At 61.2% G+C, this 24,608-nt stretch carries 22 protein-coding genes; 21 read left to right on the top strand and 1 reads right to left on the bottom strand.

The genetic code is table 11. The features are described 5' to 3' along the window. The first annotated feature begins 14 nt into the window (after positions 1-14). The 6 genes from ACR0J7_RS04945 to ACR0J7_RS04970 all read left to right on the top strand — a co-directional run bounded on the left by ACR0J7_RS04945 (position 15) and on the right by ACR0J7_RS04970 (position 6,445). Positions 15-1,514, top strand: a complete 1,500-nt coding sequence (locus ACR0J7_RS04945; RefSeq protein ID WP_480481877.1) for a UDP-N-acetylmuramoyl-L-alanyl-D-glutamate--2,6-diaminopimelate ligase — start codon at positions 15-17, stop codon at positions 1,512-1,514. Further along, the gene (locus tag ACR0J7_RS04950; RefSeq protein WP_480913453.1) at positions 1,511-2,905 is read left to right on the top strand and encodes a UDP-N-acetylmuramoyl-tripeptide--D-alanyl-D-alanine ligase; all 1,395 of its coding nucleotides are present in this window, start codon (positions 1,511-1,513) and stop codon (positions 2,903-2,905) included. Before ACR0J7_RS04945 ends, ACR0J7_RS04950 begins: the two co-directional genes overlap by 4 nt. A gap of 36 nt (positions 2,906-2,941) precedes the next feature. After that, on the top strand, positions 2,942-4,024 hold the full coding sequence (gene mraY, locus ACR0J7_RS04955) for a phospho-N-acetylmuramoyl-pentapeptide-transferase (RefSeq protein WP_480506250.1): 1,083 nt from the start codon (positions 2,942-2,944) through the stop codon (positions 4,022-4,024). Then, on the top strand, positions 4,021-4,566 hold the full coding sequence (locus tag ACR0J7_RS04960; protein WP_480481873.1) for an AAA family ATPase: 546 nt from the start codon (positions 4,021-4,023) through the stop codon (positions 4,564-4,566). Before mraY ends, ACR0J7_RS04960 begins: the two co-directional genes overlap by 4 nt. Further along, positions 4,563-5,960, top strand: coding sequence for a UDP-N-acetylmuramoyl-L-alanine--D-glutamate ligase (murD, locus tag ACR0J7_RS04965; protein ID WP_480913455.1), 1,398 nt, complete (start codon positions 4,563-4,565; stop codon positions 5,958-5,960). The genes ACR0J7_RS04960 and murD overlap by 4 nt, the downstream gene beginning before the upstream one ends. Positions 5,961-6,070: 110 nt before the next feature. Then, positions 6,071-6,445 (top strand): glycine zipper family protein, encoded by a 375-nt coding sequence (locus ACR0J7_RS04970; RefSeq protein WP_480475937.1) that lies wholly within the window; start codon positions 6,071-6,073, stop codon positions 6,443-6,445. 24 nt (positions 6,446-6,469) lie between these two features. On the opposite strand, the gene ACR0J7_RS04975 is transcribed toward ACR0J7_RS04970, so the two are convergent. Continuing rightward, positions 6,470-7,651 carry a BaiN/RdsA family NAD(P)/FAD-dependent oxidoreductase gene (locus ACR0J7_RS04975; RefSeq protein WP_480913457.1) on the bottom strand — a complete coding sequence of 394 codons (1,182 nt, stop codon included), beginning with the start codon at positions 7,649-7,651 and terminating at the stop codon, positions 6,470-6,472. Between the two features lie 839 nt (positions 7,652-8,490). Between ACR0J7_RS04975 and ACR0J7_RS04980 the strand changes: the two genes are divergently transcribed. The 15 genes from ACR0J7_RS04980 to ftsZ all read left to right on the top strand — a co-directional run bounded on the left by ACR0J7_RS04980 (position 8,491) and on the right by ftsZ (position 24,541). Further along, positions 8,491-10,314 (top strand): adenylate/guanylate cyclase domain-containing protein, encoded by a 1,824-nt coding sequence (locus ACR0J7_RS04980; RefSeq protein WP_480910036.1) that lies wholly within the window; start codon positions 8,491-8,493, stop codon positions 10,312-10,314. 28 nt (positions 10,315-10,342) lie between these two features. Further along, entirely contained in the window at positions 10,343-11,500 is a 1,158-nt protein-coding gene (locus ACR0J7_RS04985; RefSeq protein WP_480910037.1) for a phosphatase PAP2 family protein, read from the top strand. A gap of 21 nt (positions 11,501-11,521) precedes the next feature. After that, the gene (locus ACR0J7_RS04990; RefSeq protein WP_480913459.1) at positions 11,522-13,123 is read left to right on the top strand and encodes a S8 family serine peptidase; all 1,602 of its coding nucleotides are present in this window, start codon (positions 11,522-11,524) and stop codon (positions 13,121-13,123) included. A 188-nt stretch (positions 13,124-13,311) separates the two neighbouring features. Beyond that, positions 13,312-14,475 carry a putative lipid II flippase FtsW gene (ftsW, locus tag ACR0J7_RS04995; RefSeq protein WP_480899060.1) on the top strand — a complete coding sequence of 388 codons (1,164 nt, stop codon included), beginning with the start codon at positions 13,312-13,314 and terminating at the stop codon, positions 14,473-14,475. Further along, complete coding sequence (locus ACR0J7_RS05000) at positions 14,475-15,572, top strand: UDP-N-acetylglucosamine--N-acetylmuramyl-(pentapeptide) pyrophosphoryl-undecaprenol N-acetylglucosamine transferase (protein WP_480899058.1); 1,098 nt, start codon at positions 14,475-14,477, stop codon at positions 15,570-15,572. Before ftsW ends, ACR0J7_RS05000 begins: the two co-directional genes overlap by 1 nt. Further along, entirely contained in the window at positions 15,569-16,978 is a 1,410-nt protein-coding gene (gene murC / locus ACR0J7_RS05005) for a UDP-N-acetylmuramate--L-alanine ligase (protein WP_480506258.1), read from the top strand. The genes ACR0J7_RS05000 and murC overlap by 4 nt, the downstream gene beginning before the upstream one ends. 75 nt (positions 16,979-17,053) lie before the next feature. Beyond that, positions 17,054-17,302, top strand: coding sequence for a DUF2484 family protein (locus tag ACR0J7_RS05010; protein ID WP_480899056.1), 249 nt, complete (start codon positions 17,054-17,056; stop codon positions 17,300-17,302). After that, complete coding sequence (locus ACR0J7_RS05015) at positions 17,299-17,565, top strand: DUF2484 family protein (protein WP_209597784.1); 267 nt, start codon at positions 17,299-17,301, stop codon at positions 17,563-17,565. Before ACR0J7_RS05010 ends, ACR0J7_RS05015 begins: the two co-directional genes overlap by 4 nt. A 24-nt stretch (positions 17,566-17,589) precedes the next feature. Further along, on the top strand, positions 17,590-17,883 hold the full coding sequence (locus ACR0J7_RS05020) for a hypothetical protein (protein WP_209504519.1): 294 nt from the start codon (positions 17,590-17,592) through the stop codon (positions 17,881-17,883). Next, positions 17,880-18,818, top strand: coding sequence for a UDP-N-acetylmuramate dehydrogenase (murB, locus tag ACR0J7_RS05025; protein WP_480913461.1), 939 nt, complete (start codon positions 17,880-17,882; stop codon positions 18,816-18,818). Before ACR0J7_RS05020 ends, murB begins: the two co-directional genes overlap by 4 nt. 102 nt (positions 18,819-18,920) lie before the next feature. Next, a complete protein-coding gene (locus tag ACR0J7_RS05030; protein WP_480913538.1) occupies positions 18,921-19,844 on the top strand; it encodes a D-alanine--D-alanine ligase in 924 nt (307 codons plus the stop codon). After that, complete coding sequence (locus ACR0J7_RS05035) at positions 19,832-20,839, top strand: cell division protein FtsQ/DivIB (RefSeq protein ID WP_267363880.1); 1,008 nt, start codon at positions 19,832-19,834, stop codon at positions 20,837-20,839. The genes ACR0J7_RS05030 and ACR0J7_RS05035 overlap by 13 nt, the downstream gene beginning before the upstream one ends. An 8-nt stretch (positions 20,840-20,847) precedes the next feature. Beyond that, positions 20,848-22,182 (top strand): cell division protein FtsA, encoded by a 1,335-nt coding sequence (gene ftsA / locus ACR0J7_RS05040; RefSeq protein WP_209504922.1) that lies wholly within the window; start codon positions 20,848-20,850, stop codon positions 22,180-22,182. After that, positions 22,169-22,588: a hypothetical protein gene (locus ACR0J7_RS05045; protein WP_480481847.1), complete on the top strand. Its 420-nt coding sequence runs from the start codon at positions 22,169-22,171 to the stop codon at positions 22,586-22,588. The genes ftsA and ACR0J7_RS05045 overlap by 14 nt, the downstream gene beginning before the upstream one ends. A gap of 348 nt (positions 22,589-22,936) precedes the next feature. After that, complete coding sequence (gene ftsZ / locus ACR0J7_RS05050; RefSeq protein WP_480481845.1) at positions 22,937-24,541, top strand: cell division protein FtsZ; 1,605 nt, start codon at positions 22,937-22,939, stop codon at positions 24,539-24,541. Positions 24,542-24,608 lie beyond the last annotated feature (67 nt).

Consider the following 24,608-nt stretch of genomic DNA (forward strand, 5'->3'; position numbering starts at 1 on the left):
GCAAGAGGTGGGTCATGGGCACAAGGACAAAGAAACTCAGCCAGCTGGCCCTGACCGCGCGAGGCGGGGTTAACCCCGAGATCACCGGTCTGGCCGTTGACAGCCGCGAGGTGAAAGACGGTTTCCTGTTTGCAGCCCTTCCCGGCACGCGGGTTCATGGCGGCACGTTCATTCAATACGCCCTGCGCATGGGGGCCGCCGCCATCCTGACAGATGCCGAAGGGGCGAAAATCGCAGCAGCTGATCTTGCGGCGTCGGACGCGGCGCTGGTGGTTGTCGAAGACCCGCGTCAGGCACTGGCCGGGGCCGCCGCCCTATGGTTCGGTGCGATGCCGCAGACGATTGTCGCGGTCACGGGAACCAACGGAAAAACCTCAGTTGCCACCTTTGTGCGCCAGATCTGGACCGAACTGGGCCATGCCGCCGTCAACCTTGGGACAACCGGTGTCGAAGGGGCATGGACCGCACCGCTGGCCCATACCACGCCCGAGCCAATCACCCTGCATCGCTGTCTGGCGGAAGCCGCCGAAAACGGTGTGACCCACGCCGCGATGGAGGCCTCGTCCCACGGCCTCGAACAGCGCCGCCTGGATGGCGTGCACCTGACCGCTGCCGGGTTTTCGAACTTCACGCAGGACCATCTGGATTACCACGAGACTTTTGAAGCGTATTTCGCAGCCAAGGCTGGGTTGTTCGACCGGGTTCTGCCGCAGGATGGCACCGCGGTCATCAATCTGAGCGATCCCAAGGGGTCTCGGGTCCGCCGGATCGCCCAGGCGCGCGGTCAATCGGTGCTGACCGTCGGGTTGGGCGACGCCGATCTGTGCCTGATCAACCAGCGGTTCGATGCCACCGGGCAGGATCTGCGATTTGCGTGGCAGGGCCGGACCTTCCAGACACGCCTGAACCTGATCGGAGGGTTCCAGGCCGAAAACATCCTGCTGGCTTGCGGGCTGGTGATTGCCGCGGGCGACAGCCCCGAACGGGTTTTTGAAACGCTGCCGCATCTGACCACCGTGCGCGGGCGTATGCAGCTGGCCGCAACCCGCGAAAACGGCGCGACGGTTTTTGTGGATTACGCGCACACCCCCGACGCCGTGGCCACCGCTCTCAAGGCGCTGCGTCCGCATGTGATGGGTCGTTTGATCGCCATTGTCGGCGCGGGCGGCGACCGCGATGCCACGAAACGCCCGCTGATGGGAAAGGCAGCTGCCAACCACGCAGATATGGTTTTCGTCACCGACGACAACCCACGCAGCGAAGACCCCGCCGCCATACGCGCCGCTGTCATGGCAGGTGCGCTCGAGGCAGCGGGCGACGTCAGCGTGACCGAGGTCGGCGACCGCGCCGAAGCCATTCTGCGCGGCATCGATGCCCTGCAACCCGGCGACGCACTGCTGATTGCGGGCAAGGGCCACGAAACCGGGCAGGTCGTCGGCGATCAGGTGCTGCCCTTCGATGATGCCGAACAGGCCAGCATTTCCGTCGCCGCGCTGGACGGGAGGGTCGCATGACGCTCTGGACAGCATCCGAGGCTGCTCAGGCAACGGGTGGACGGGTCACAACGGACTGGACCGCTGATGGTGTCTCCATCGACACGCGCACCCTTCAACCCGGTGATCTGTTTGTTGCGCTGAAAGCGGCGCGGGACGGGCATGAGTTCGTGGCCCAAGCGCTTGAGAAAGGCGCGGGCGCGGCTTTGGTCTCGCATATTCCCGACAACGTATCGCCAGACGCACCACTGCTGATCGTTGATGATGTGCAGGCGGCGCTCGAGGCTTTGGGGCAGGCAGCACGCGCCAGAACGAATGCACGTGTGGTAGGGGTGACCGGCAGTGTCGGTAAGACGTCGACCAAGGAGATGCTGGCCGTGATCCTTGAAACACAAGGCAAAACCCATGCCAGCGTGTCCAGCTATAACAACCACTGGGGCGTTCCGCTGACCCTTGCACGGATGCCGCGCGACACTGAATTCGCGGTAATCGAGATTGGCATGAACCATCCGGGCGAGATTGCCCCGCTGGCCCGGCAGGCCCGCCCGCATGTGGCGCTGGTCACGACCGTGGCGGCGGTGCATCTGGAAGCCTTCGAGAATGTGGCTGGCATCGCCCATGAAAAAGCTGCGATCTTTGAAGGGCTCGAACCCGGTGGCGCGGCAATCGTCAACGCAGATGTCGAGCACGCGGACATCCTGCGCCAAACGGCGCTTGAGCAGGGGGCCTGGATTGTTGATTTCGGCCAAGGCGCAACGGATTACCGGCTGACCGACGTTCAGCAGGGGGCGAACACTGTGACTGCCGAAGCTGCCGTTGGTGATCAGGTATTCCGTTTTGAGGTGAACTCTGCCGGTACGCATTTCGCCATGAACGCGCTGGGGGCTTTGGCTGCCTGCGTTGAACTGGGTGTCGATCTGGATGACGCTATCGCGGGTCTGCGCGCATGGTCCCCGGTCAAGGGGCGTGGCGTTCGGGAAAGCATTCCTCTGCCCGGCGGCGGGCAGATCGAACTGCTGGATGACAGCTATAACGCCAACCCGACCTCGATGGAGGCCGCGCTGGATGTGCTCGCCGCCTCACAAGGTAAACGCCGCATCGCCTTTCTGGGCGATATGAAAGAGCTGGGCGCGCAGGAAGAGGCGATGCACGCTGCCATGGCCGATGCCAAAGCGATGGCACATGTTGATCAGGTGCATTGTATAGGCCCGTTGATGCGGGCACTGCACCACGCGCTGCCCTCGGCGAAACGCGGTCTCTGGTCCGAAACCAGCGCCGAGATGGCCGAACAGTTGCCTTCGCTGGTCAGGGATGGCGATACTGTGCTGGCCAAGGGCTCTCTCAGCATGGGATTGGCCTCGATTGTTGACGGTCTGCGCAAAATGGGGCAAGGGGGCGCGCTTGATGGGTGATCACGCCCGTGCGCCTCGTGTGAGAAAGGTATTGTCATGCTGTACTGGTTGACCGCCCTGTCGGATGGTGGGGATTTCTGGAACCTCTTCCGGTATATCACCTTCCGCGCAGGCGGTGCCTTCATGACGGCACTGATCTTTGGGTTCATCTTCGGAAAACCCCTGATCAACGTGCTGCGCAGAAAGCAGGGCAAGGGCCAGCCGATCCGTAATGATGGCCCCGAGGGGCATTTTTCCAAGGCAGGCACGCCAACAATGGGCGGTTTGCTGATTGTCGGGGCTCTTGTGACCTCGACCCTTGTCTGGGCGCGTCTGGATAACCCTTATGTCTGGATGGTGCTTTTCGTGACCCTGTCTTATGCGGCCATCGGATTCGCGGATGACTACGCGAAGGTCTCAAAACAGAACACGCAGGGGGTTTCAGGCAGGATGCGCCTCGCATTGGGCGTGATTATTGCCGTGCTGGCATCGCTTTGGGCGACTTTGCACCACCCCGAAGCGTTGCAGAACCAGCTGGCTGTACCCGTATTCAAGGACACGCTGGTCAATCTGGGCATCTTCTATATTCCGTTTGCGATTGTCGTGATCGTAGGGGCCGCCAACGCAGTAAACCTGACCGACGGTCTGGACGGGCTGGCCATCATGCCAGCGATGATCGCCGCCTCGACGCTGGGCGTGATCGCCTATGCGGTGGGCCGCGTCGACTTTACCGAATATCTCGATGTGCATTACGTGCCCGGCACGGGTGAGATCTTTATCTTCACCTCAGCGCTTTTTGGCGCGGGTCTCGGGTTCCTATGGTATAACGCCCCCCCGGCGGCGGTATTCATGGGCGACACCGGATCGCTGGCGCTGGGCGGCGCGCTAGGCGCTATTGCCGTGGCCACCAAGCACGAGCTTGTTCTGGCTGTTGTCGGCGGCCTGTTCGTGGTCGAGGCGCTGAGCGTGATCATTCAGGTCCTCTACTTCAAACGCACCGGCAAACGGGTCTTCCTGATGGCCCCGATCCATCACCATTATGAGAAAAAAGGCTGGGCCGAGCCGACCATCGTCATCCGCTTCTGGATCATCTCGCTGATCCTGGCGATGATCGGTCTTGCAACGCTGAAGGTGCGGTGACCAACCGCCGAATTGTTTTGTCAGGATGTTCCAGCGGAGGTAAGTCAACCCTGCTGCAGGAAATGGCGAAACGTGGCTACGCAACGGTTCCTGAACCTGGTCGACGTGTGGTCAGGGCCGAGCAGGATAGCGGTGGGAACGCGTTACCGTGGAATGACCCCGAGGCGTTTTGCAGAAAGGTGATCGGCACGGCTTTTGACGACATGGCCCATGCTCCAGCTGGTCTGGTTCTGTTTGACAGGTCGGCGCTGGATGCTCTGATCTGGTTCGAGCGCACGGGCACAAATCTTGAAAATGCACTGCGTGATAAGATTCTGCGGCTTGACTATGATTGCCGGGTGTTCCTGTTTCCACCATGGCCTGAAATCTATGTTCAGGACAGCGAGCGACAGCATGATCTGTCTGACGCTCTTGCGGAATATGAAGCTTTGTGCGACCGCTTACCGAAACTTGGTTTCCAGACAGTCCTTGTCCCGAAACGGCCCGTGGTCGAGCGGGCAGACTGGCTTGAAGCGCAGCTAGGCAAAGGACACATGAAATGATCCCGGTCAAAGGCTTTTCAGGGCAGAAAGTTGCGGTTCTGGGATTGGGCCGGTCCGGTCTTGCAACCGCACGCGCCTTGCGCGCAGGCGGGGCGGAACCGGTCTGCTGGGATGACAACCCCACAGCCCGCGCCAACGCCGAGGGCGAAGGGTTCTCCTGTGCCGACCTGCGCAAACAGGGGGCGTTTGACACGATTGCCACGCTCATCGTTTCACCGGGCATTCCGCATCTTTATCCCGAACCCAACCCCGTGGTTGCCGCAGCTCTGGACGCAGGCGTGCCGGTCGACAATGACATCGGGCTGTTCTTCCGCTCTTTTGCGGGGCCGGAATGGAGCAATTATGACACTCCGCCACGTGTCATCGCGGTCACCGGCTCGAACGGGAAATCCACCACTGCGGCGCTGATCCATCACATCCTGACCGAAGCCGGGCGCGAGGCGCAGCTGGCCGGAAATATCGGGCGCGGTGTTCTGGATATCGATCCGGGTGGCGATGGCTCGGTCGTGGTGCTGGAGCTTTCCAGCTATCAGACGGAACTGGCCCGCGCGCTGACCCCGGATGTGGCGGTGTTCACCAATCTCTCGCCCGATCATCTGGACCGCCACGGCGGCATGGGGGGATATTTCGCGGCTAAACGAAGGCTGTTTGCCGAAGGCGGCCCGGACCGCGCGATTGTCGGCATCGACGAAACCGAAGGTGCGTTTCTGGCCGGGCAACTGGCCGAAGGGCCGGCGGATGACCGTGTAATCCGTATCTCGGTAGCGCGGAAGCTGACCGGGCCGGGATGGCAGGTCTTTGCGCGCAAGGGGTTTTTGTCGGAATACCGCAAGGGGCGGCAGGCCGGGTCTATCGACCTGCGCGCGATCAAGGGCCTTCCCGGTGCCCATAACCACCAGAACGCCTGTGCGGCTTATGCGGCTTGCCGGTCGCTGGGCCTTGCGCCGCGCGTGATCGAAGACGCGCTGCACTCGTTCCCGGGCCTGCCCCACCGCAGCCAGATCATCGCTGAGGCGGGCGGAGTAACCTATGTCAACGACTCCAAGGCGACCAATGTCGACAGCGCCCTGAAAGCGCTTATGGCGTTCAAAAAGATCCGCTGGATCTGTGGCGGGCTTGAGAAAGAAGGCGGCGTCGCAGCCCTGAACGCAGCAGCGGATCAAGTGATAAAAGCCTATGTCATCGGTCGTGAGGCGGCGGGCTTTGCGATGCAGCTGACGGTCGACGCGCAGGTCTGTACCACGATGGAGGCAGCAGTGGCGCATGCCATGGCGGAAGCCCAGGCGGGGGAGACCGTTCTGCTCGCTCCGGCGGCGGCAAGTTTCGATCAATATGACAATTTCGAACAGCGTGGCGACGACTTCACGGCGCAGGTGCAAAAACGGCTGTGCTAAGGCCGCACCTGCAACAGCCCGCCGGTAGATGTGGACATTTTTCAATCAGATTGACACTTTGTGGGAATTGAGGTTGCGTCACCTTAAGTTCAATAAAGAGGAAGCGGAAAATGTCTGCACGCAAAATTCTCTCCATCCTTCCCGTTGTTGCGCTGGCCGGGGCCTGCGCCAATAGCGGGGCGAATTATGTTCCTATCATCGACGGGCCTGTGGGGCCGAACTACCAGTCCGATCTGGCCAATTGTCAGGCGCTGGCGCGGTCCCGCCCGACGCTGGACAGCAACACCGCGGGCGCTGCCGCCATCGGCGCGGCTGGTGCGGCGGCAACCACAGCGATTATCGACAACAGCGCCAGCGATCTGGGCCGTGCTGCGGCCGCTGGTGCTCTGGTCGGTGTGGGTGCCAGCGCGATCAGCAACACCCAGAACCAGGAAGTGATCGTGCGCAACTGCATGCGCGGTCGCGGGTATAACGTCGTCGGCTAATGCCGCGCAAAACGGAAGTGTAGGTTAAATCTTGGCGGCAATGGCAACACCTGCGGCATGGCCTGATGACCACGCCCATTGAAAGTTGTAGCCGCCCAGCCACCCGGTGACATCCACCGCTTCGCCAATCGCATAGAGGCCAGGGACATCCTTGGCCTCCATCGTTTTCGACGACAGATCATCGGTATCTATTCCGCCCAACGTCACCTCGGCGGTGCGGTACCCTTCGGTTCCCGACGGTACCAGCCGCCAGTCAGACAGGGCCGCGACCAGTTCAGACAGCTTCGCGTCCGATTGATCGGCCAGATTGCCGGACATCGGGATGATTTGGCTTAAATACTCGACCAGCCGGGACGGCAGATGCCGCGCCAGTTCCGTTGTCAGCGCCTTGCGCCCTGCATTTTGCCGTTGTGCGCGCAGCAGATCGAACAGGGGCAGTTCGGGGATCAGGTTCACGCCGATCTCCTCGCCTTCGCGCCAATAGGAGGACAGCTGTAAAACGGACGGTCCGCTGAGGCCGCGATGCGTGAACAGCAGCGCTTCGTCAAAACTTGTGCGGTCATTCGACAGCCGCACGGGCAGGGAAACACCGGACAGGTCCTTGAACCGGCCATCCGAAAAGGTGAACGGCACCAGCGCCGCTCGGGTGTCGGTCACCCGCAGGCCAAACTGCCGGGCAATGTCATAGGCCAGCCCGGTCGCGCCCATCTTGGGGATGGATTTGCCCCCCGTGGCCAGCACCAGATTGGCGCAGGTCAGATGCAGGCGCTGCCCCTCACGCTCGACCTCCAGCGCGAATCCGGTGTCCTCCTTGCGCAGATCACGCAGCGCGGTCTGCACCCAAAACTCGGCGCCGGTGCGGCTCATCTTGTCCAGCAACATCTGGATGATCTGCTTCGAGGAGCCGTCGCAGAACAACTGCCCCAGCGTTTTCTCATGCCATTTGATGCCGTGCCGGTTCACCAGGTCAACAAAATCCCACTGCGTAAACCGGGCCAGCGCGGATTTGCAGAAATGCGGGTTTTGCGACAGGAAGTTGCCCGGCCCCGCATACATGTTGGTAAAATTGCACCGCCCTCCGCCCGAGATGCGGATTTTCTCGCCCGGCGCCTTGGCGTGGTCGATTACCAGCACCCGCCCACAGCAACGGGCCGCACACATCATGCCTGCCGCTCCGGCGCCCAATATGATCGTATCGAACTTCATGCACCGCCCTTGGCGTGGATTTTCGGCGATGACAAGGGTGAAACCCGGCGCACCGGGCCTGAGGCAAAGGATTTAGTTGTCAGGTGAATGATTCCCGGAAAATCGGGGCCTGCGGGCGGTGACACCCTTGCACGGGGGCCGGTTTGGGCTGGTTGTCGGGATTTTGCGCGCGCGTCGCGGGGCGGGGTTGGAAGGGTGCAGATCACAGAAAACTACGCTCGGGTCCGGTCAAATTGCGGCACCGTTCAGGTTGTGCAGGGCACCTGGTCCCGCCACATGTTGGGCCACCGAACAGTGTGGTGACTGGCTTGACCGGCTGAAACGGCGAGGGCCGGGCAACGTTCAGATACTTTTTGGAGAATCGATTTCCGGTACCAGTCAGCCGCTGTCGTGTCATGCCGTCCGCCCGGTTTAGCGGCAACAGGAAGCTCCAATGCCAAGGGCTTGACCGGGGTCAGCCCTCGCGCACTCCTAACGGGAAGTCTTGCCGCGTCAGCCCGTCTTTCCCGCCAAGCACAAAGCGCCACAGATGCCGGGTAAATTCGCCAAATTGCACCGAAAAATATGTGCAAAAATAAAAATATGTCGACGGAAGTTCACTAAAACAATACAATAACCCTTATTATTTTGAACTTAACGCATTTTAGAAACCAAATCTCATCAGCGGGCCGATTAATGCCTCGTGATTTCCATTCAGGCCCGTGGCCCGTCCCGCGCAATGCAGCGCCATTCACACCCGTCGGCTGCATTTGCAATCACAACACGCCTCTGATGCGTGCCAGCCCGCCTGTTTTCGGGGTGGCACATTTCAACAAGTTAAAGAGTTCCGAGACACGATCATGGGTATTACTCTGAATTTGAACAATCCAAGCGACCTTCCCAAGGCGCGGCTCAGGGCGATCCTGTTCCTTGATGCATGTGATTACTCTGCCGCCGTCCGCGAGGCCGAGCTTGAAACACTGGCCAGAATCCGCCGCGATCTGAATTGCGTCAGCGATCTGGTTAACAGCTTTCGAGGCCGGGTGACCGGCCTGACCGGTGACGGGCTGTGCGCCGTTTTTCCAAGCGCGCGTGCCGCTGTCGAAACTGCGCTGGGGGTGCAGGATGTCCTGACCCATGCCCCCGACCGCTACGCCAAAGGGTATCGAATTGGGATACATCTGGGCGACACGTTCGAGGTTGACCAGCAGATCATCGGTGACGCTGTGAATACGGCGGCCCGGATCGAAAGCGTCGGCTCATCCGGCGAGGTTCTGGTCTCAAGCGTTGTGCGCAATGCGCTGCGCGGGCGGCAGGATTTCCTGTTCAACTCGATCGGGCGGCCCAATCTCAAGAATATCGGTGCCTCGCTTGAGCTGTTCAAAGTGGCCCGCGCAACAATCGACGTTCCATATGAGAAGGACGGAAAAGAACAGCCGGTTCCTGTTCCCGCCAACCCAACGGCCTTCCGGTCCGAACGGCTGTCGTTTACCTTACCGCGCCCGAATTTCGTGATCGGTCTGTTGTCTCCGGATGTAGGGGGTGGTTCCGAAACCGCGGCATTCGTGTCCAACATCGTTGCGGAACAGCTGTCCAAATCCCTTACCGAAACCGAAGCGCTCGAGGTTCAGGATTACCGGGTGCCGCAGGTTGCGCTTCCAAAGGAACCACTGTCGGCTGGGCCTGATCTTTTCCTTCAGTGTCGCGCTTCGACCTGTGGCAGCATGTTGCAAGTGTCCGCCACCGCAATGCGGTCGGAAGACAGAAAAGTGATCTGGAGCCAGAATGTGGTGGCCGATCAGGGTGACTTTCTGGGGCAAACCTGCTCGGGCCTGACATCGTTCATCAGCTTTGCCACTGACGCCTTGCTGACGGCCTTGCTGAACGGGCGTCACATGCGCGATCCGGCCTCCCATCACGCGGCGAAAACCGCCGTTGCCGCCGTGCATCACCTGCTGACCATGACCGGGCCGGGGCTGGACCAGCTCGAGGCGGACATTCTGGCGGCTTACGAGCTTGATCCCAAGCCGGTCTACCTTGCGTGGCTGGCTTATGTCACGACCTTCAAGGTCGGTGAACGGTACGGAACCTGGGATGCCACACTGGAAGCGCAGGCGCGCGATCTGGCCCGGCGCGCTGTCGAGGCTGACCCGGATAACGGTACTGTTCTGGGCCTTGTCGCCCACGTGCATTCCTACGTGTTCCGAGAGTTTTCGGTGGCGCAGGATCTGGTCGACCGCGCGCTCGAGCTCAGCCCTTATCGGGCGATGAGCTGGGATTCTGCCGCCATGCTCTATTGCTACACGGATCGTCCGGGGCTGGCAGTGGAAGCCGCGCAGAAGGCACGGCTTATCGGACGGCACAGCCCGTACCGGCATCTGTTTGACGGGGCAGGATGTGTCGCCGCGCTGGTCAATGGCGAGTTCGAGAAATCCATCAGGTTCGGCGAATCCGTGATGGAGGTTCAACCGCAGTTCAAAACCGTCATGCGCTATCTGGCTGCGGCTTACGGGCACGCAGGTGACCGGCAGCGAGGCGAGTTCGCCTTGCAGCGGCTGACCAATCTGGAACCGGACATGTCGCTGGCCTGCATCCAGCAGGACCGGTTCCCGGTGCCAACGCGGTTCAGCGCGCAACTGATGGAAAGCGGCCTGTCCCGGATCGGGTTGCCGCAACACGCTTGAAGTAGGGGTAAAAGTAGGGGGTTTACTTATGTCTTACGTGTCCACGCTCAATGATTTTGGCATGATGGCCCGACGTGGAGAGCTGATTTCCTGCAAAGTGGTGAAATTGATGAACCTTGCCGGAACCGGTGGTCTCGGTGCCTCACCGGGGGACAATCGAAAGGCGTTGGACAATTTCATTTACGACGCGCAGAGGGAAAGCTTCATCAAATATCTCAATGCCATTCATGATCTGGACCCCGAGTTGCTGGATGATGGAAAACTGCGCGAGCTTACCGCGTTCATGCAGAACGAAGAATTCATCGACCCCTTCAGGTCTGACAGCCGTGTAAAAGGTGCGAAAGACGAAGAGATCGGGAAACGCTCTGCCCTCGGCGCGGCGTCCGTCGCGATGAGCGCATCTTCGGCATTCGCACTGAACCGGAACCGCAACAGAAACCGCAATCGGAACAGAAACCGGAACCGAAACAGAAATCGCAATCGTAACCGGAACCGCAGCGATTTTGACGTCGGCGGCAGCGATGCTTCCTTCGGCTGGCGCGAGATGCGCGATCTGTGCCGGATCGGTATGCTGCCCGCATCCGGACTGCTGGGCAAAATCTGGGAAAACATCGATCTTCTGCCGCCGCCGGGCCCTGACGAAAGCATGAAGGAAACCGAATACCTGCTGATCCTGCAAGGGCGGCTCAAGTGGTCAAATCAGGCGACGCGGCGCGAGGAAATCGTGACGCAGGCAGGCTTTGGCATTGATGAATATCTCAGTCCGCTGGGCATTGACGAGAAGGGCGGCTTTGATGCGACCCGCGCGCTGATGACGATCCTGCTGGAATTGACGAATGAAATCGGCCTGACCTACAAGAACCGCTTCAGCCGGCCCAGACCCAATATCATCCAGCCGCTGATCCGGCCCTTCCTTCCGGTGCCTTTTCATGCGGCTTACCCCTCGAACCACTCCTACCAATCTTTCGCGATTGCCGAACTGTTCTCGCGTCTGATCCCTGAACATCCAGGCACTGTCGCTTTGTTCCACCGCGCCCAGCGGATTGCTGAAAACCGCGAATGGGCTGGTCTGCACTACCCAAGCGACACAGCCGCCGGGCGAAGTCTGGCCAGAAAAACCGTGGCTTACCTGACCGAGGTTCTGGACGAACTGATGGACGAAGCACAAGACGAATGGCTGGGTTAAGGATCAACGCGAGGTGACGAAATGACCGCAGGAAACGAAGACTACGCACGATATTACTATCTCTGGCACCTGGTCGCGATCAAAGCCTTGACCGTCAAGGCGCCCCCGCCCGCTGACGGAGAGACCTGCCCGGAAATCGACAGCGCGATCTGGGATTTCACAGGTCCTGCTCTGGACGAGGCGAAAATCGCCCTGATCGACATGGGCGTGGCCCCGCATCACCCAAACCTGAAAGCGCCGGATACCGGACCGGTTCCGGCGGACAGGGTCATTCGGGACGAAGCCCTTGATCTGGCCAGCCATCCGTTCGGCGTCAAATATATTGATCGGTCGGCCGTTGGGGCAGGGGCAGAACATATCGAAGAACATGTGCAACATCTGTCGGGCATTCAGAACCCCTTGGGCATTCCGGGCCTGACGTCGCAGGAACAGCGGGTGATTGCCGGATTGAGATCGGGGTTCGGTGTCAAGCGTTACATCGATGCCTATGACGATCGCTATGCCGGGCACGGCACCAGCTGTGCCGGGCTGGCCTGCGGAACCAGCTTTGCAGCGGATCAATTCGGCAATACCGGCAATATCGCGGCGTACTACGGGATTGATCCCAAAAGCAGGGTTATTCCGATCACGACGTCGATCTCACCCAGCCCGGAAGAGTTGATTGCGGCGTTTCTTTATGCTCATGAAAAGGATGTTCATGTCATCCTGTTTCCGCGCGACATAGCGAACCCGGACCATTGGCCCGGGTATGATGACCGTCCTGCCACGGTTACCGAACCGTTCTATCCGGGTCTGGACAGGCACGAAAAGACACGCCTGCACGAGACGATGCGCGATGAACCCGACGGTGACGCGCGCGATATTTCAGTGGCGTGGTCGACGCTCCACAAGGTCGTCGAATGGGTCAGCACGAAAATTCCGGTGGTCTGCGCGGCTGGCAATGACGGTCGAAGTGAATTGATTTACCCCGCCAGCCTGTCCGGTGATCCAACCAACGGGATCATCTCGGTGGGGGCCGTCAACTATAATGGCTACCGGTCCGGGTATTCGAACCACTCTGCTGATCTGACCGTGTCCGCCCCCTCGGATGACGGTGAGATCTACAACCGCTATCAAATTCGTCTGGACCGTGATGCAGCCTCGGCCACTGACTTCCATATGGAAAACCCGAAACATCACCTGAAACGCGACGGCAGTGGTGACGCGATCCCGATTGTCGAATTCGCGCCTCAACGGTTGGTGACCTTGGATGTGCCGGGCCCGCGGGGCTATGTCGAAGGCAGCCTTGCCGCGGCGGTCAAAACCCGAAAAAAGGCGGTGGACGATCCTGCCGGGCTGTATACTGAATTCGGCGGCACTTCGGGGGCTTCGGCCCTTGTTGCCGGGGCAATAGCGATGATGCAGCGAAAGTCGCCCAATGTTCTCAATGGGGTGCAGATCAAAGCCATCTTCAAGAACCTCGAAACATCTGCAACGCGTTTCGACAACACCCACTGGTATTGGTCCTCTGCCGCAGGAACCCTGCAAGCTGACGCGATCAACGGTTACACGCCGCCCCCCAGGGCCGAACTGTTCGGTGTGGCGGGGTTGCTGGATGTGCCGCTGCTGCTAAGCAAGGTCTGATGCCCACCTCCTCCCGTCCGGTGGCCGTCGTAAAACGGCTGACCGGCGATCCGGGCGTGCGGCGCGGGTCTTGGGCGGGAAATCCCGATTTGCTCCTGAACAGGCTGGCCTGATCGCCAAATTGCATGTAGACTCTCAGCCAGATCCCGAAAACGGGGCGTTAACGAGGCAGAGAGTGGCGGTATCTCATGACTGAGATGGTGTATGGCGCGGTCCAGGACCAGCGCGGAGAACCGATTCTACCGAAATGGTGGCGTACTATCGATCGCTGGACGATGTCCTGCGTTCTGATCCTGTTTACCATCGGGTTGTTGCTGGGGCTGGCCTCTTCACCGCCACTGGCCGGTCGCAACGGGTTCGATCCCTTCCATTATGTCGAGCGTCAGGCCGTGTTCGGCGGATTGGCGCTGATCGCGATGCTGCTGACCTCGATGATGTCTCCAACCTTGGTGCGGCGTCTGGCCGTTCTGGGTTTTCTGGGGGCCTTCGTCGCTCTGGTCTTCCTGCCGGTGTTTGGAACGGATTTCGGCAAGGGTGCGGTGCGTTGGTATTCGCTGGGCTTTGCCTCGCTGCAACCGTCCGAGTTTCTGAAACCCGGCTTTGTCGTCGTGGCCGCTTGGCTGCTGGCCGCCTCACAGGAAATCAATGGCCCTCCGGGGCGGTTGTGGTCCTTTGCGCTCTGCATGGCCATCGTGGCCATGTTGGTGATGCAACCCGATTTCGGTCAGGCCTGCCTGATCCTGTTCGGCTGGGGCGTCATGTATTTCGTGGCCGGGGCCCCGATGCTGCTGTTGCTGGGCATGGCCGGTGTTGTCGTTCTGGGCGGGATGTTGGCCTATTCGAATTCCGAACACTTTGCCCGCCGCATCGACGGCTTTCTGAATCAAGAGGTCGATCCGACCACCCAGCTTGGCTATGCAACCAACGCCATCCGCGAAGGCGGGTTGTTCGGCGTCGGCGTAGGGGAGGGGCAGGTGAAATGGTCGCTGCCCGATGCCCATACCGACTTCATCATCGCCGTCGCGGCCGAGGAATACGGCCTGATCCTTGTCATGATCATCATTGCGCTATACGCGCTGATCGTCGTGCGCTCGCTGCTGCGGCTGATGCGCGAACGCGACATGTTCATTCGTCTGGCCGGTACCGGTCTGGCCTGCATGTTTGGCGTTCAGGCGATGATCAACATGGGTGTTGCGGTACGTCTGCTGCCGGCCAAGGGCATGACTTTGCCGTTCGTCAGCTACGGCGGCTCATCCCTGATTGCAGGCGGTATTGCCGTTGGCATGCTGCTGGCCTTCACCCGAACCCGCCCACAGGGCGAACTAGGCGATATTCTGCGCGGACGAGGATAATGGGGAACCCTTACCTGTTGATTGCGGCTGGCGGCACCGGGGGCCATATGTTTCCCGCTCAGGCGCTGGCCGAGGCGATGCTGCACAAGGGCTGGCGCGTGCGCCTGTCCACCGACCCGCGCGGTGCGCGCTATACCGGTGGCTTTCCCCATTCGACTGAAATTGTCGAGGCGTCCTCGGCCACCTTCGCCCGTGGCGGCCTGGCGGCAAAGGCGATGGTTGGCCCGATTATCGCTGGTGGTGTCACCAGCATGATCTTCCAGATGATGCGCGACAAACCCGATGTTGTCGTGGGCTTTGGCGGTTATCCGTCGATCCCGGCGCTGGGCGCCGCGACCCTGCTGAAAATACCGCGGATGATCCATGAACAGAACGGGGTACTGGGCCGCGTGAACCAGCTGTTTGCAACCCGCGTTGCGCAGGTGGCCTGCGGCGTCTGGCCGACGGATCTGCCCGAAGGCGCGCATGGCATTCACACCGGCAACCCGGTGCGTGCCGCGGTCCTGGACCGTGCCGCCGCCGGGTATATCCCGCCGGGTGACTATCCGATGTCGGTTCTGGTGATGGGTGGCTCGCAGGGCGCGCGCATCCTCAGCGATATAGTGCCCGGTGCGATTGCCGCGCTGCCCGAAGACCTTCGCGCGCATATCCGTGTCTCGCATCAGGCGCGGGATGAAGATGGCGAACGGGTCAGCGCATTCTACCAAGACCATGGTATCCGCGCCGACGTTCAGCCCTTCTTCGATGACATTCCCCGCCGCATGTCGGATGCGCAGCTGGTGATCTCGCGCTCGGGCGCGTCCAGCGTGGCCGATATCTCGGTCATCGGTCGCCCTTCGATCCTGATTCCGTTTGCTGCTGCCGCCGGGGATCATCAGACCGCCAACGCGCGCGGGCTGGTGCAGGCCGGCGGGGCCATCATGATCCCGGAAAATGCGCTTGACGTTCCCACGCTGACACAGCAAATCACCACGGTTCTTACGAACCCCGAAGCCGCACAGAAAATGGCCCATGGCGCTCTGTCGGTCGGGGCGCCCGATGCCACCCAGCGTCTGGTCGCTCTGGTCGAGCAGCTGGCGCAGAAGGAGACCACATGAACCCAGCAACCAAACTGCCGCAGGACGTAGGGCCGATCCACTTCGTGGGCATCGGCGGGATTGGTATGTCGGGCATCGCCGAGGTGCTGCTGAACCTGGGGTATCAGGTGCAGGGCTCCGATCTGAAAGCCTCGAAGATCACTGACCGTCTGGCCAGTTTGGGGGCCGAGATTTTCGTCGGCCAGCGCGCCGAAAACCTTGAAAACGCGGCCGTCGTGGTCGTCTCGACTGCGATCAAACCGGGCAACCCGGAGCTGGACCAAGCCCGCGCCCAAGGTCTGCCGGTTGTCCGCCGCGCCGACATGCTGGCCGAACTGATGCGCCTGCGCTCGAACATTGCCATTGCCGGAACGCACGGCAAGACCACCACGACGACCATGATGGCCGAACTGATGGTGGCAGGCGATTTCGATCCGACCGTGATCAATGGCGGCATCATCCACGCCTATGGATCGAACGCTCGGATGGGGCAGGGCGAATGGATGGTGGTCGAAGCCGACGAAAGCGACGGTTCCTTTAACCGGCTGCCCGCAACCATCGCCATTGTTACCAATATCGACCCCGAGCATATGGAGCATTGGGGTGATTTCGACAGGCTGCGCGACGGCTTTTACGAATTCGTCTCGAACCTGCCATTCTACGGTCTGGCCGTCTGCTGCACCGATCATGCCGAGGTTCAGGCCCTTGTCGGCCGCATCACCGACCGCCGTGTGCGAACCTATGGGTTCAACGCGCAGGCGGATGTGCGGGCTGTGAACCTGACCTACAAAGGTGGCGTGGCGCATTTCGACATCCATCTGCAATACGAAGACAAGATGATCGAAGGCTGCACCCTGCCGATGCCCGGCGATCACAACGTCTCAAACGCGCTGTCCGCCGCTGCCGTCGCCCGTCATCTGGGTATGAAAGCTGCGGAAATCCGCGACGCGCTGGCCAATTTCGGCGGCGTCAACCGTCGCTTTACAAAGGTCGGAGAAATCGACGGTGTCACCATCATCGACGATTACGGCCACCACCCGGTCGAAATCGCCGCCGTTCTCAAGGCCGCCCGTCAGGCGACCGAAGGCCGCGTGATCGCCGTGCATCAGCCGCACCGCTATTCGCGCCTGTCCAACCTGTTTGACGATTTCTGCACCTGTTTCAACGACGCCGATGTCGTGGCCATTGCCGAGGTTTTTGCCGCTGGCGAAGACCCGGTCGAAGGCGCGTCACGCGACGATCTGGTGCAGGGCCTGATCCGTCACGGCCACCGCCACGCCCGCGCGCTGCTGGATGAAGACGACCTTGAACGCCTCGTCCGCGAACAGGCCCGTCCCGGCGATATGGTCGTCTGCCTCGGCGCCGGTACGATCAGCGCCTGGGCCAATGGCCTGCCCGAGAGATTGCAAAGAAAACAAGCTGTTTGACGCGTCATTTGTTTGTCGCACAACTTAAAAGTGTGATATTCTGACCGCAACAGTCGCGTGTCCTCGGAGGGGCGAATGGACTATTCGATGATCTTTGCAGCGCTTTGGGTGATCTGCGCCACCATCGTGGCAATGCTGCCGATGCGGCTGCAATTCCCGCCGGGGTTTGTCCTGTTGGTCTGCGCACCAGTGCTGGTCGTATGGCTTGGATATGTCCACGGCTGGTTCTGGTCGGTCGCGGCATTTGCCGGGTTCGTGTCGATGTTCCGCAACCCCATCCGGTATTACTGGCGCAAATGGACAGGGTGCGAGGTCGCAGAATGACGTGGTCTATTGCTCTGGCAGCTCTGTGGGGCATTGCCGCCAACGTTCTTGCGCTGATCCCCAGCACCGACAACCACTGGACGCGCGCCTATATCCTGATCATCGTGGGCATTCCCATCGTCGGCTATGTCACCTATGAAAACGGCCCCTGGATCGGGCTGCTGGTGCTGGCAATGGGCATGTCCGTGCTGCGCTGGCCGGTGATTTATCTGACCCGTTGGACAAAGGCGAAAATGCAGGGCATGAAGGCGGCCAAAGAATAACCGGCCAACTTCAGGAGGTCTGTCATGGCGACAATCGCCACATTTGCCTATCTGCCGCTTGTTTCCTTCGTTCTGGGTGCCGCTGCCGGGTTTACGGCGGGCCGCTGGCTTGGCCTGCGCAGCCTTCTGTGGCTGATCGGACTGACATCCGCGGTTGGTCTGGGGCTGATCGTCGTGCTGGCCGGTGTCGGAACGGGTGAAGAAGACAAGGCGTTCGGCCCGCTGGTCTGGTTGACTGCCGGTGTTCTTCCCTTCCTTTTCGCCGCAATCATGGGCGGGGTCGGTGGGCGCAGCCTGGCGGTGCGCGCGACTACATGACTCTGCTTCCCCCTGTACTTCCTGACGTCCGGGGCCGCCTGTCCAAAGCGCGCAACCTGTCTGACCTCACATGGCTCCGCGTCGGTGGGCCGGCGGATTACCTGTTCCAGCCTGCCGATGTCGAAGACTTGCAGGTCTTCCTGCGCGATCTGCCGGATGATGTGCCGGTCTTTCCGATGGGGGTCGGCTCGAACCTCATCGTGCGCGATGGTGGCTTGCGGGCTGTTGTGATCCGGCTGGGGCGCGGGTTCAACGCCATCTCGGTTGAGGGCAACGCCGTCACCGCGGGCGCTGCCGCGCTGGACGCGCATGTTGCGCGCAAGGCGGCGGATGCGGGCGTGGACCTGACCTTCCTGCGCACCATCCCCGGCTCGGTCGGGGGCGCGGTGCGGATGAATGCGGGCTGTTATGGCAGCTACACGGCGGATGTGCTGCGCAAGGCCACCATTGTCACCCGGCAGGGCGACCTGCGGGACCTGACGCCCGAGGATCTGAACTTTCGCTATCGCCAGTCCGACCTGCCCGAAGGTGCCGTTCTGATTTCGGCCACGTTCGAAGGCCCGTCCGGCGATCCCGATGACCTTCATGCCCGAATGGAAGCGCAACTGAAAAAGCGTGACGAAACCCAACCCACCAAAGACCGCAGTGCCGGATCGACCTTCCGCAACCCGGCCGGTTTTTCCTCGACCGGGCAGGCTGATGACGTGCATGACCTCAAGGCGTGGAAAGTGATAGACGATGCCGGAATGCGCGGCGCGACACGCGGCGGGGCACAGATGAGCCCGAAACACTCGAACTTCCTGATCAATACCGGCACCGCCACCGCTGACGACCTCGAAGGTCTGGGCGAAGAGGTGCGAAAAAAGGTTTACGAAACAAGCGGCATCACGCTAGAGTGGGAAATCATGCGGGTCGGTGATCCGCTAAAAGAATAAAGCCCCGACCGTCAGACCAAAACAGGCAAATTCAGGCGACGGATCAAAGGCATAAACGCAGTACGGACCACCACATAAGGTCCGGGGACATTGAGGCGCACATTGGGTATGTCGAGCAGGACAAACCCCAAAGTGGCGGTATTGATGGGCGGCCCCTCGGCGGAACGCGAGGTGTCTCTCAGCTCTGGGCGCGAATGCGCGGCCGCCCTTGTGGGAGAAGGTATTGAAGTGGTCGAACTGGACGCAGGTCCCGACCTCTATGCGCGCCTGTTGGATATTCAGCCGGATGTGGTTTTCAACGCCTTGCATGGCCGCTGGGGCGAGGATGGCTGCGTGCAGGGGATGCTGGAATGGATGCGGATTCCCTATACCCATTCGGGCGTTCTGGCCTCGGCCCTTGCCATGGACAAGCAACGCAGCAAGGACGTCTATCAGGCCGAGGGTCTGCCCGTTGTCCCCAGCGTGATCGTTCCACGGGCCGCGGTGACCCGCGCCCATGTGATGGAACCGCCCTATGTGGCCAAACCCAATAACGAAGGGTCCAGCGTCGGCATCTACATCGTCCACGAAAACGCCAATGGCCCGCCGCAGCTGTCCGAAGACATGCCCGACCAGATCATGGTCGAGAAATACGTGGCCGGGCGCGAACTGACCGTGACCGTGATGGGCGACCGCGCCCTGACCGTGACCGAGATCATGACCGATGGCGGCTGGTACGACTACGACGCCAAGTACAAACCCGGCGGATCATGGCACGTGATCCCCGCCGATATCCCGCAGGACATCTTTGATCGCTGCATGGATTATGCCCTGCGCGCGCATGATGCTTTGGGCTGCAGGGGCGTCAGCCGCACCGATTTTCGCTGGGATGACAGCGCGGGTGCTGATGGGCTGTTTCTGTTGGAAACCAATACCCAGCCGGGCATGACGCCCACTTCACTGGCCCCGGAACAAGCCGCGCATCTGGGCATGACATTTGGCCAGCTCTGCGCCTGGATGGTTGAGGACGCCTCATGCAACCGTTAATCGCCAGCCGCTCTCTGGAAATCCATCGCACCAAACCCCTTGCCGGGCCGGATGCCGATTTTGCCTCGGCCGATACGGAACCGCATGACACCCAGCCTATTCTGCGTCTGCGCGGGGCGCGGGTGTTTTCTCGCACCGCACGCCGCAGTGATCCGGCCCCGTCGCGCCTCAGCTATCGTCTTCAGCGCTGGATGCTGACACCGGGCATCCGCCTGGGCGTCAAGCTTGGCCTGCCGATCTGCGCCATTGCCGCGGCAGTTGGTGTCTATTTTGCCTCTCAGGACCGGCGCGAGGCGCTTGGTACCTATATCGCCGATATTCGCACCTCGATTCAGGAACGCCCCGAGTTCATGGTCAACCTGATGGCCATCGACGGGGCAGGCACCAGCCTGTCCGATGATATTCGCGAGGTCGTGCCTCTGGATTTCCCGATCAGTTCATGGGATCTGGACGTCGAACAGATGCGCGACACGATCACAGGGCTTGATCCGGTGAAATCGGCAACCGTCCGCATCCGTCCGGGCGGCATCCTTCAGGTCAACGTGGTCGAGCGTCAGCCCGTGATTGTCTGGCGGACGCATGACGGGCTCGAACTGCTCGACGAGACCGGCGCGCATGTCAAGGAAACCACCTCTCGCAAGGACCATGCCGACCTGCCGCTGATCGCGGGCGCGGGTGCGGATGCCCATGTGGCGCAGGCGCTCGAGATCTTTCAGACCGCCCGCAGCCTGGGCAACCGTGTGCGCGGGCTGGTGCGCGTGGGTGAACGGCGCTGGGATCTGGTCCTGGACCGTGGCCAGCGCATCATGCTGCCGACCGAACGCCCGGTGCGCGCGCTGGAACGCGTGCTTGCGGTGAACGAAGTGCAGGACCTTCTGGAACGCGACGTGGCCGTGGTCGACATGCGCCTTGGCCAGCGTCCCACCATCCGAATGACCAAAGCCGCCAGCGAAGACTGGTGGAATACTAAAGTGACAATGAGTAACGGGCAGTAACGAGCATGATGACCGATCTTTATCAGTCCCAACGTGCCATGCGTCAGATGCGGCGCCAGGCATTGCAACGCGGTGTGATCGCGATTCTGGATGTGGGCAGTTCCAAGATTGCCTGCCTCGTTCTGCGTTTTGACGGATCGGGTCGGCTGAGTGAAGATAACACCATCGGCTCAATGGCGGGGCAGACGGGGTTTCGGGTGATCGGCGCCGCAACGACACGTTCGCGCGGCGTACAGTTTGGCGAAGTCACCGCCATGCAGGAAACCGAACGCGCCATCCGCACCGCCCTGCAAGCGGCGCAGAAGATGGCCGATATCCGTGTCGATCACGTCATCGCCTGTTTCTCGGGGGCCAACCCGCGCTCTTACGGGCTGGACGCGCAGGTCGATCTGGATGGCCAACTGGTGTCCGAGGCCGAAGTGGGCCGTGTTCTGAACGCCTGCGACGTGCCGGATTACGGCGACGGGCGCGAGGTGCTGCACGCACAGCCGGTCAACTTTGCGCTCGACAACCGCTCGGGCCTGATCGACCCGCGCGGGCAGATGGGCCAAAGCCTTGCGGTCGATATGCACATGCTGACCGTCGATGCGATGGCGATCCAGAACATCGTGCGCTGTATTAAGCGCTGCGATCTGGAACTCGCCGGGATTGCAAACTCGGCCTATGTCTCGGGAATTTCCGCGCTGGTCGAGGATGAGCAGGAACTGGGCGCGGCCTGTATCGACATGGGCGGCGGCACCACCAGCGTTTCGATCTTCATGAAGAAACACATGATCTATGCCGATTGCGTGCGTATGGGCGGCGATCACGTGACCGCCGATATCTCGATGGGGCTGGGCGTGCCCGCGGCAGTGGCGGAACGGATCAAGACGTTCAATGGCGGCGTTCATGCGACCGGCGCTGATGACCGCGACATGATCGATATCGGCGGCGATACCGGTGACTGGGAACACGACCGCCGCACGGTCAGTCGGGCCGAACTGATCGGCATCATGCGTCCGCGCGTCGAGGAAATCCTTGAAGAGGTCCGCGTGCGTCTGGATGCGGCCGGGTTTGAACACATGCCAAGCCAGCAGATCGTTCTGACCGGTGGCGGCAGTCAGATCATGGGGCTGGACGGTCTGGCGACCCGCATCCTTGGTCAACGCGTGCGTCTGGGTCGCCCGCTGCGGGTGCACGGCCTGCCGCAATCGGCGACAGGTCCGGCGTTCTCGTCCTCCGTGGGGCTCAGCCTGTTTGCGGCGCACCCGCAGGACGAATGGTGGGATTTCGAAATCCCGGTCGACACCTACGCCGCGCGCCCGTTCAAGCGGGCCGTTCGGTGGTTCCGTGACAACTGGTAGCCCCCTGTGCCGGGCCGCTTTGTGTGCGGCCCTGTTGCCGGGATGGGTTTCGGCCCAGACCATCATCACGCCCGAGGCATTTCTGGATGCCGCCGTCGGCAAAACGCTCACCTTCCATGAGATTCGCAGCAACGATCTGGTCGGGACCGAGCAATTTCTGAACCGTCACATCTCGGTCTGGCGGCAAGAGGGGCAGGGCTGTGTCTATGGGCAGATCACCACGCCAAACGGTCAGATCTGCTTTCTCTATGACAACGATCCGGATGGTATTCCCGTCTGCTGGTGGCCCTTCCTGCACGAAGGCCGTCTGATGGTGCGTCTGGCCTCGTTTGCAGATGGCGAAATCCAGGAGGTGCGCAGCATCACCGAAACCAGCCTCAACTGTCCAAGTGCACCGCTCAGTTGAAAAATCCGGTTGCAGCGCGTCGATTTATCCCTCAAGATATCCACAAGGCCCGGCAGAGGCCTCGCGGCAGGACCTGAGCAGTTTTCCGCAGTGTAAATGATGGTCGACCAAAGCGTGACGAACGGCTGAGTCCTCGCGCCGGGGTCGTCTGCCTTGTGATGGTCGCCGGCGTTTCCGCTATATCTGGCAGTACCTGCGAAATGCCGCCGGTTTCTGCCTTATTTCCTCCATATTTTGTGGTGAATCGCGATTTTTGACGTGACCTTTTCGCATCAGCCCGCTAGAATCGAGCAAGGATAGGTAAGAAAAACACCGCTTTGGCGGAACATAAATACAGGCGGACAGAGCATGACATTGAATCTTTCGATGCCCGGGCAAGACGAACTGAAGCCTCGGATTACAGTATTTGGCGTTGGCGGTGCGGGCGGTAACGCTGTCAACAACATGATTGAAAAACAGCTGGACGGCGTCGATTTTGTCGTCGCCAACACCGACGCGCAGGCGCTGCAGCAAAGCCAGTCCTCGGCGCGGGTTCAACTGGGTGTGAAGGTCACCGAAGGTCTGGGGGCAGGGGCCCGTCCGGCCGTGGGTGCCGCAGCTGCCGAAGAAAGCATCGAACAGATCGTCGACCATCTGGCAGGCGCGCATATGTGCTTTATCACCGCAGGCATGGGCGGCGGCACAGGCACCGGCGCTGCTCCGATCATCGCGCAGGCCGCGCGTGAGCTGGGCGTTCTGACCGTGGGTGTCGTGACCAAGCCCTTCCAGTTCGAAGGTGCCAAGCGGATGCGTCAGGCCGAAGACGGCGTTGAGGCGCTGCAACGGGTCGTTGACACGCTGATCATCATTCCGAACCAGAACCTGTTCCGCCTCGCCAACGAAAAAACCACCTTTACCGAGGCGTTCTCGATGGCTGACGATGTCCTGTATCAGGGCGTCAAAGGCGTAACCGACCTGATGGTGCGTCCGGGACTGATCAACCTCGACTTTGCGGATGTGCGCGCCGTAATGGACGAGATGGGCAAAGCCATGATGGGCACCGGCGAGGCAACCGGCGAAGATCGCGCCATTCAGGCGGCGGAGAAAGCCATTGCGAACCCGCTGCTGGACGAAATCAGCCTCAAAGGCGCCAAAGGCGTGCTGATCAACATCACCGGTTCGCACGACCTGACCCTGTTCGAACTGGACGAAGCCGCCAACCGCATCCGCGAGGAAGTGGACCCCGAAGCGAACATCATCGTCGGCTCGACGCTGGATACCGCCATGGAAGGCGGTATGCGCGTGTCGGTTGTTGCAACCGGCATCGACGCCACCGAAAAAACGGCTGACATTCCGGTCGCGCGCCGCTCGATGTCCGAGCCGCTGACCCGCACCGTTTCGGCCGAAGAATATGGTCGCGAAGAAGCACCCGCAGCCGCCGAAATGGCAGAGCCCGCGCCGCAGATGGAAGAAAACCGCGAACCTTCGCTGTTTGAAGCCGCGGAAGAGCCCGCCCAGCCGCAGTTCCAGCCGCTTGACGAGCGGGATGAGGACGATCTGCCGCCCCCAGCCTATCAGCCGCGCGTCGCCGAATTCGAGCCGCAGCCCGAGCATGTCGAACCGGCGCCCGAGGCATTTGTTGCCCCGCGCGCGCCTGTCGCAGGCACCCCGTCGCCCGAAGCGCTCCAGCGTTTGCAGGCTGCGGTTCAGAAGGTTCCCTCGGCAGCTCAGCGCGCCGCAGCACCCCGCCCGCAAGCGGCGGTTTCGCATCACGAACCCGAAGAACGCTCGCGGTTTGGCTTCAATCGGCTGATCGACCGGATGACCGGGCACGCCTCTGACACACCGGCTCAACCGCCGCGTCAGCAGCCCGTTCTGCGCCAGTCCGAGGCCACGGCACCGATTCACGATGAGGCCGACCCGGATCAGGATCGTATCGAAATTCCGGCCTTCCTGCGCCGTCAGGCCAACTGATCGCGGTAACAAAATCCACTCATGGGGTCGCCATCTGGCGGCCCTAATTCTTTTTAAAACAGTGGCT

This window comes from Ruegeria sp. O4 (assembly GCF_056535125.1).

Excerpts from the sequence above, each read along its gene's own strand:
- ACR0J7_RS04945 (WP_480481877.1), top strand. The coding sequence starts at position 15 with ATGGGCACAAGGACAAAGAAACTCAGCCAGCTGGCCCTGACCGCGCGA.
- ACR0J7_RS04950 (WP_480913453.1), top strand. The coding sequence starts at position 1,511 with ATGACGCTCTGGACAGCATCCGAGGCTGCTCAGGCAACGGGTGGACGG.
- mraY (WP_480506250.1), top strand. The coding sequence starts at position 2,942 with ATGCTGTACTGGTTGACCGCCCTGTCGGATGGTGGGGATTTCTGGAAC.
- murD (WP_480913455.1), top strand. The coding sequence starts at position 4,563 with ATGATCCCGGTCAAAGGCTTTTCAGGGCAGAAAGTTGCGGTTCTGGGA.
- ACR0J7_RS04970 (WP_480475937.1), top strand. The coding sequence starts at position 6,071 with ATGTCTGCACGCAAAATTCTCTCCATCCTTCCCGTTGTTGCGCTGGCC.
- ACR0J7_RS04975 (WP_480913457.1), bottom strand. The coding sequence starts at position 7,651 with ATGAAGTTCGATACGATCATATTGGGCGCCGGAGCGGCAGGCATGATG.
- ACR0J7_RS04980 (WP_480910036.1), top strand. The coding sequence starts at position 8,491 with ATGGGTATTACTCTGAATTTGAACAATCCAAGCGACCTTCCCAAGGCG.
- ACR0J7_RS04985 (WP_480910037.1), top strand. The coding sequence starts at position 10,343 with ATGTCTTACGTGTCCACGCTCAATGATTTTGGCATGATGGCCCGACGT.
- ACR0J7_RS04990 (WP_480913459.1), top strand. The coding sequence starts at position 11,522 with ATGACCGCAGGAAACGAAGACTACGCACGATATTACTATCTCTGGCAC.
- ftsW (WP_480899060.1), top strand. The coding sequence starts at position 13,312 with ATGACTGAGATGGTGTATGGCGCGGTCCAGGACCAGCGCGGAGAACCG.
- ACR0J7_RS05000 (WP_480899058.1), top strand. The coding sequence starts at position 14,475 with ATGGGGAACCCTTACCTGTTGATTGCGGCTGGCGGCACCGGGGGCCAT.
- murC (WP_480506258.1), top strand. The coding sequence starts at position 15,569 with ATGAACCCAGCAACCAAACTGCCGCAGGACGTAGGGCCGATCCACTTC.
- ACR0J7_RS05010 (WP_480899056.1), top strand. The coding sequence starts at position 17,054 with ATGGACTATTCGATGATCTTTGCAGCGCTTTGGGTGATCTGCGCCACC.
- ACR0J7_RS05015 (WP_209597784.1), top strand. The coding sequence starts at position 17,299 with ATGACGTGGTCTATTGCTCTGGCAGCTCTGTGGGGCATTGCCGCCAAC.
- ACR0J7_RS05020 (WP_209504519.1), top strand. The coding sequence starts at position 17,590 with ATGGCGACAATCGCCACATTTGCCTATCTGCCGCTTGTTTCCTTCGTT.
- murB (WP_480913461.1), top strand. The coding sequence starts at position 17,880 with ATGACTCTGCTTCCCCCTGTACTTCCTGACGTCCGGGGCCGCCTGTCC.
- ACR0J7_RS05035 (WP_267363880.1), top strand. The coding sequence starts at position 19,832 with ATGCAACCGTTAATCGCCAGCCGCTCTCTGGAAATCCATCGCACCAAA.
- ftsA (WP_209504922.1), top strand. The coding sequence starts at position 20,848 with ATGACCGATCTTTATCAGTCCCAACGTGCCATGCGTCAGATGCGGCGC.
- ftsZ (WP_480481845.1), top strand. The coding sequence starts at position 22,937 with ATGACATTGAATCTTTCGATGCCCGGGCAAGACGAACTGAAGCCTCGG.